At 71.8% G+C, this 6,543-nt stretch carries 7 protein-coding genes; 6 read left to right on the top strand and 1 reads right to left on the bottom strand.

Annotation, left to right across the window (positions count from 1 at the left end):
- Positions 1-298: 298 nt before the first annotated feature.
- Positions 299-973 carry a uridine kinase gene (locus ACFWV8_RS18640; protein ID WP_384202984.1) on the top strand — a complete coding sequence of 225 codons (675 nt, stop codon included), beginning with the start codon at positions 299-301 and terminating at the stop codon, positions 971-973.
- Between the two features lie 513 nt (positions 974-1,486).
- Here ACFWV8_RS18640 and ACFWV8_RS18635 read toward each other — a convergent pair.
- On the bottom strand, positions 1,487-2,266 hold the full coding sequence (locus ACFWV8_RS18635; protein ID WP_384202981.1) for a SigE family RNA polymerase sigma factor: 780 nt from the start codon (positions 2,264-2,266) through the stop codon (positions 1,487-1,489).
- A gap of 193 nt (positions 2,267-2,459) precedes the next feature.
- On the opposite strand from ACFWV8_RS18635, the gene afsQ1 reads away from it, so the two are divergent.
- From afsQ1 to ACFWV8_RS18610, 5 genes are all read left to right on the top strand, one after another.
- On the top strand, positions 2,460-3,137 hold the full coding sequence (afsQ1, locus tag ACFWV8_RS18630) for a two-component system response regulator AfsQ1 (protein WP_023539102.1): 678 nt from the start codon (positions 2,460-2,462) through the stop codon (positions 3,135-3,137).
- Complete coding sequence (locus ACFWV8_RS18625) at positions 3,134-4,786, top strand: ATP-binding protein (RefSeq protein WP_384202978.1); 1,653 nt, start codon at positions 3,134-3,136, stop codon at positions 4,784-4,786. The genes afsQ1 and ACFWV8_RS18625 overlap by 4 nt, the downstream gene beginning before the upstream one ends.
- Positions 4,783-5,403 (top strand): hypothetical protein, encoded by a 621-nt coding sequence (locus tag ACFWV8_RS18620; RefSeq protein WP_384202976.1) that lies wholly within the window; start codon positions 4,783-4,785, stop codon positions 5,401-5,403. Before ACFWV8_RS18625 ends, ACFWV8_RS18620 begins: the two co-directional genes overlap by 4 nt.
- A 136-nt stretch (positions 5,404-5,539) precedes the next feature.
- The gene (locus ACFWV8_RS18615) at positions 5,540-6,130 is read left to right on the top strand and encodes a VanZ family protein (RefSeq protein ID WP_384202974.1); all 591 of its coding nucleotides are present in this window, start codon (positions 5,540-5,542) and stop codon (positions 6,128-6,130) included.
- 90 nt (positions 6,131-6,220) lie between these two features.
- Positions 6,221-6,424 (top strand): PspC domain-containing protein, encoded by a 204-nt coding sequence (locus ACFWV8_RS18610; protein ID WP_384202970.1) that lies wholly within the window; start codon positions 6,221-6,223, stop codon positions 6,422-6,424.
- The last annotated feature ends 119 nt before the right edge of the window (positions 6,425-6,543 follow it).

Genomic DNA, 6,543 nt, shown 5'->3' with positions numbered 1-6,543 from the left:
GCCCCGGCCGCCGCGAGCTCGCTGTCGGGCCCCGACGCGGGCACGGGCGCGGCCGGCGCCGCCTGGGCCGCGGCGCCGCCGAGCCCGATCGCCGCGCCGGCCGCGGTGATCGTCAGCCCGGCGCGCAGCAGCGCGCGGCGCCGGGGGGTGGGAGCTGAATGACGTGCCATGGGATTCCTGACTGCGCGAAAGTGACGGGTAAGGGGAATGACACGCACAGTAGTTGAGAGGTGACGCTCGATACCACCGCCGTAGCCAGGGATCCCCTGTGCGGGTGTATGCCTCAGACTGGTGTCCCGTGAGTCCCCAACGAACCGCCTCCGCGCGTGTCGTCCTGCTCGCGGGCCCCTCCGGCTCCGGCAAGTCGTCGCTCGCCGCCCGCGCGGGCCTGCCCGTGCTCCGTCTCGACGACTTCTACAAGGAGGGCGACGATCCGACGCTGCCGCTGGTCTCCGGCAGCGCGGACATCGACTGGGACTCCGCGCTGTCCTGGGACGCGGACGCGGCGGTCGCCGCGATCCAGGAGCTGTGCCGGACGGGCCGTACGACCGTCCCGGTGTACTCGATCGCCACCAGCTCACGCGTCGACACCGAGGAACTGGACATCGACGGCGCGGGGCTGTTCGTCGCCGAGGGCATCTTCGCGGCCGATGTGGTGGCGCGCTGCCGGGAGTTGGGCGTCCTGGCCGACGCGCTGTGTCTGCGCGGGCGTCCATCGACGACGTTCCGCCGCCGGCTGCTGCGGGATCTGCGCGAGGGCCGGAAGTCGGTGGCGTTCCTGCTGCGGCGCGGTTGGCGGCTGATGCGCGCGGAGCGCGGCATCGTCGCGCGCCAGACGGCGCTGGGGGCGTATCCCTGCGCGAAGGCGGAGGCACTGACCCGGATCGCGGGCGCGGCGGCGGGCGGTGTCCGCCCCCGTACACCGAGGAACCACCCACCCACGCCGGCGCGCCCCGCGAACACCACCCACTGACCGTCCCGGCGCCGCGCACCTCCGCGCGGGCAGGCCCGAGTTCCCCTGACCACGCGAAGACCGCACAAGCCGCGATCTGCCCGGCCGCGCTCGACCACCCCGTGTCCCGCGCCTCGCCGCGCACACCCCGGCGCGGACGCCCCGAAACCCCCCGGACGCGCGAAGACCGCACAAGCCGCGATCTGCCCGGCCGCGCTCGACCACCCCGTGTCCCGCGCCTCGCCGCGCACACCCCGGCGCGGACGCCCCGAAACCCCCCGGACGCGCGAAGACCGCACAAGCCGCGATCTGCCCGGCCGCGCTCGACCACCCCGTGTCCCGTGCCTCGCCGTGCACACCCCGGCGCGGGCGCCGCAAAAAGCCCCCGGACGCGCGAAGACCGGACAGGCCCCCCAGCCCGTCCGGTCCTGCTCGGTGCACCCCCGTGCCCCCGTGCCCTGCACCCGCCGTCTCCCCCGAGACGGCAGTTCCTCCCCCGATCCCCCGTCCCCCCGGTGTTGCTTCCCCCCGCCTTCAGGCCACCAGCTCGCCGAAGGACTCTTCCTCGTCACGTCCGAAGCTGAGGACCTCGTCCTCGCGCAGCCGACGGAGCGACCGCCAGATGCTCGACTTCACCGTGCCGACACTGATGTCGAGGATCTCCGCGATCTCGGGATCCGTGCGGCCCTCGTAGTAGCGCAGCACCAGCATCGTGCGCTGCGTCTCGGGAAGGCGCGAGAGCGCCTGCCAGAGCACCGTGCGCAGCTCCGTGCCGCGCATCGCGTCGGTGTCGCCGACCGTCTCCGGCAGCTCCTCTGTCGGGTACTCGTTGAGCTTGCGCCTGCGCCACGCGCTGATGTGCAGGTTGGTCATCGTCCGGCGGAGATAGCCGCCGACGGCCGCCTTGTCGCTGATCCGGTCCCAGGCGCGGTAGGTGGAGAAGAGCGCGCTCTGGAGCAGGTCCTCGGCCTCGAAGCGGTCGCCGGTCAGGTGGTAGGCGGTCGCGTACAGAGAGGCCCGGCGCTCCTGGACGTAGGCGGTGAACGCCGTCTCGGCGTCCATGGCCTCCGTTCCCGCGGTGCGCTCCCCCGTGGCCTCTCCGTACGCTCGGCCCTCGTTCCCCCGTGCCTCGGCGTCGTCCGCCGTGGACTTGTGCGCCGCGTCGACCACCGCGATGTACGGCGGCCGGTGCTGGCGCCCGGCGCCGCGAACGCACCCCCGCCCGTTCACGGCGCCGGACTTCTCGGTGCTCCGTGCGACGTCGTGGAGACGCGTGATAACTGCGCTTGAGGCCGTGCTGTGCAGTGAGTTCATCTCGCGCCCCCCGTCGGCTGGAGTCTGTTGCTTTCCGTCTGCCCAAGAGATTGCCGGGCCAGTTTCATGGGCCTGTCCGCCGACTGTCACAGGCCTGTCACAGGGGTTCTGGATCTTGGCGGGAGATGTGGCGGAACTGTGGGAGCGCTCCGACTGTCGAACTGTGGTCCCCCCATGGGCCAGAATGACCTCTGTGCCTTTCCTGTTGCTGATCGAGGACGACGACGCCATCCGCACGGCCCTCGAACTCTCGTTGTCACGCCAGGGCCACCGAGTGGCCACTGCGGCGACGGGAGAGGACGGCCTGAATCTGCTGCGAGAACAGCGGCCAGACCTGATCGTTCTGGATGTGATGCTGCCCGGTATCGACGGTTTCGAGGTGTGCCGTCGGATCAGGCGGACCGACCAGTTGCCGATCATCCTGCTGACAGCGCGCAGTGACGACATCGATGTGGTCGTCGGGCTCGAATCCGGCGCGGACGACTATGTGGTCAAGCCCGTGCAGGGCCGGGTGCTCGACGCCCGTATCCGTGCCGTACTGCGGCGCGGGGAGCGGGAGTCGACCGATTCGGCGACCTTCGGGAGCCTGGTCATCGACCGTTCGGCGATGACCGTCACGAAGAACGGTGACGATCTCCAGCTCACGCCGACCGAGCTGCGGCTGCTTCTGGAGCTGAGCCGGCGGCCCGGCCAGGCGCTCTCCCGGCAGCAGTTGCTGCGGCTGGTGTGGGAGCACGACTATCTCGGCGACTCACGGCTGGTCGACGCCTGTGTGCAGCGGCTGCGCGCGAAGGTCGAGGACGTGCCGTCGTCGCCGACGCTGATCCGTACGGTACGAGGCGTGGGCTACCGGCTGGACGCGCCTTCGTGAGCAGCCAGGAACCCACGCCGGCCAGATCCACGAACAGCCCTGACGGATCAGACAGTCCAGACATAGCGGACGGTTCCCAGGGGGGTGCCGCGGACGCGGCGGCCGGGCGGCGTACGCGCAAGAGGGCGTTTCTCGCCGGGCTGCGCTGGACGAGTCTGCGGCTGAGGCTGGTCGTCGTCTTCGGGGCGGTCGCGCTGACCGCCGCCGTATCGGCGTCCGGGATCGCGTACTGGCTCAACCGCGAGTCGGTGCTCTCCCGTACGCAGACGTCCGCGCTCAAGGACTTCAAGCAGGAGATGCGGGACAAGGCGGCGCAGCTGCCGCTGCAACCGACCCAGCCCGAACTCGAATACACGGCGCAGCAGATGGCCAGGGGCAGCGCCGGGTTCAGTGTGCTGCTGATCGGTGAGCGCGCCGAGGGCAAGCCGGTCGTCGGGGTCTCCGACCAGGACGCGTTCACGCTGGACGACGTGCCGAAGTCGTTGCAGACCGCGGTCAACGACCGGCAGAAGGTGACATCGGGCAACACGTCGCCGTACCACATCTTCTGGCAGCGCACCCAGCGCGGACAGACGCCGTATCTGGTCGGCGGCACCCGGATCGTCGGGGGCGGGCCGACCGGTTACGTCTTCCTCTCGCTCGAACAGGAGCGGGAGGATCTCAACGCGCTGGCGTGGTCGCTGGCGATCGCGACGGGCCTGGCTCTCGTCGGGTCCGCGCTGCTCGCGCAGGCGGCGGCCACCACCGTACTGAAGCCGGTGCAGCGGCTCGGTCACGCCGCGCGGCAGCTCGGCGAGGGCAAGCTCGACACCCGGCTGAGGGTGTCGGGGACGGACGAACTGGCCGATCTGTCACGGACGTTCAACAACGCCGCCGCCTCCCTCCAGAAGAAGATCGACGACATGAGCGCGCGCGAGGAGTCGAGCCGGCGCTTCGTCGCCGACATGTCGCACGAGCTGCGCACGCCGCTGACCGCGCTGACGGCGGTGACCGAGGTGCTGGAGGACGAGGCGGACACGCTCGACCCGATGATCGCGCCCGCCGTGACGCTGGTGGTGAGCGAGACCCGCAGGCTCAACGACCTCGTGGAGAACCTGATGGAGGTGACCCGCTTCGACGCGGGCACCGCCCGGCTCGTCCTCGACGACGTCGACGTCGCCGACCAGGTCACCGCCTGTATCGACGCGCGGGCCTGGCTGGACGCGGTGGAGCTGGACGCCGAGCGCGGGATGATGGCCCGCCTCGATCCGCGCCGGCTCGATGTGATCCTGGCGAATCTGATCGGCAACGCGCTCAAGCACGGCGGTTCGCCGGTGCGGGTCTCGGTGCGCACGGTCGGCCGGGAACTGGTCATCGAGGTACGGGACAACGGCCCCGGCATTCCGGAGGACGTACTGCCGCACGTCTTCGACCGCTTCTACAAGGCGAGCGCGTCCCGGCCGAGGTCCGAGGGCAGCGGTCTGGGGCTGTCCATCGCGATGGAGAACGCGCACATCCACGGAGGCGACATCACCGCGGCCAACGCGCCCGACGGAGGGGCGGTGTTCGTCCTGCGGCTGCCGCGCGACGACTCGGAGGACACCGGCGACGAGGACGAGCAGGGGCACGGGCACGGGAGCGCGCGGGGAGAGGGAGGCGAGGCGCAGTGAGGTCGAGAACACCGGCCGGCCGGCCCCTCGCCGCATTCGCGGGGGCGCTCGCGCTGGCGGGCGCCGTGGGCGGCTGCGGCATCAGGACGACCACGGTGCCGGTGGACGCGGGCGCGGCGCCCTCACGGGTGCCCTGCGAGGTCTCCGAGGGCAATCTGACCACCCAGGCGCAGCCGGGGGCCGCGGTCAGGGTCTATCTGGTGTGCGGGTCGGAGCTGGTGCCGGTGGAGCGCGCCGCGGCGATCCCGGCCGACAAGTCGCGCAGTGACCGTTTGCAGGTGGCTCGGGCGCTGGTGGACGAGTTGGAGGAGCGGCCGTCGTCCACGGAGCAGGAGGCGGGCTTCACGACGTACGTACGCGGGCCGCTGGCCGTCTCCGAGGCCCGCGCGGGCGATCCGCTCGGGACGCTGCGCCTCAGCCGCCAGCCGGAGGACCTGCCGACGGCCGCGCTGGCGCAGCTCGTGTGCACGCTCATCGAGGGCACGGCGACGGACGGCTCGGTGGTGCTGGGCGGGCCGGGGGCGTACGAGGCGCGCGGGTACCGGTGCGACGACGACACCAAACGGCGGCCCGACGTGACCGTGCCGACGACGGGGCCGCTGCCGTCCGCTTCCTGAGGAGGCGGGAGCGGCGGGGGGTGCGGCTCCGGGGAGAGGGACCAGGGCGGGGCCTTCCGGGTGACACCCGTCTCACGTGGCCCTCCTTTTGGAACTCGCCGGAACCGATTCCGGCGGTGGCCGCGTCTTGTGGTTCGTGCAGCGCCAAGGTCAGAGCGGCAGTGCCGCTTTCCGCTTCCGCGTGGCGGGGGTCATCCTCCTCCTCGCGCATCTGCTGCTCGTCGCGTGGCTGACGTTGCGCCCACTGGACGTGGTGTGGGTGACCGCGGCGAACCTGGAGCCGCTCGCGGGCATCAAAGCCGATCTCGCGCTCGGGGCGCCGCAGGCGGTCCGGCGGATCGGCGAGGGGCTTCTGCTGCTGGCCCCTCTCGGGGTTCTCCTCCCCATGGTGGACGGGAAACTGTCCGTCTCGCCGCTGGCGTCGCTGGCCCGCACGGTGGCCGCCGGGGCGTTCGTCTCGCTGGGGATCGAACTGCTCCAGACCGGTATCCCCGGGCAGGTCGTCGACGTGGACTCGCTGCTGCTCAACACGGTCGGGGTGGGGCTCGCGCATCTGCTGGTCGTTCCCGCCGGACGGGCGAGGCTGCGGCGCGTACGGGGCCGTGGGCGTCGGCCGGCACCGGCCAGGGCTCCTAAGGAGGCGGCCCTACTACCCGAGGGTGACCCGGTGGATGAGGCTCCTCAGGGTACGCCCCCGACGATTACCAGGGTCGGCATCGCCCCGTAGAGCGACGCTTCGTCCGGTGCTCCCCGGCCACCATTGAGTCATCGGGAGCACATCTGGAGGCTCCCCCACGGACTCGCGAAGGAGCCCATCATGTCTGCGATTGCCCGCCCCCGTGAGGGTCGCATGATCGGTGGAGTGTGCGCGGCGCTGGCACGGCGCTTCGGCACCTCCGCGAACACCATGCGTGTGATCTTCCTGGTCTCGTGTCTGCTGCCCGGTCCGCAGTTCCTGCTCTACCTGGCGCTGTGGGCGTTCCTGCCGAGCCAGAAGACCGCGGCGGACACCGCCTGGTAGATCCTCCGTACAGATGTGAGGCGGGGCCCCCCCCCCGGGGACCGGTGGGGGCCCCCCGCGCCCCGGACCGGCCGCGGTCCAAAGCCCGGGGCGGCGGGGCGGCCCGGCGTCCGCCCCCC

The sequence above is a fragment of the Streptomyces sp. NPDC058665 genome (assembly GCF_042714995.1).
Taxonomy (GTDB): domain Bacteria; phylum Actinomycetota; class Actinomycetes; order Streptomycetales; family Streptomycetaceae; genus Streptomyces.
This window is presented reverse-complemented; position numbering and strand designations above follow the sequence as displayed.

What these genes read in the sequence shown, in the direction of transcription:
- ACFWV8_RS18610 (WP_384202970.1), top strand. Translation starts at nt 6,221, where the DNA reads ATGTCTGCGATTGCCCGCCCCCGTGAGGGTCGCATGATCGGTGGAGTG.
- ACFWV8_RS18635 (WP_384202981.1), bottom strand. Translation starts at nt 2,266, where the DNA reads ATGAACTCACTGCACAGCACGGCCTCAAGCGCAGTTATCACGCGTCTC.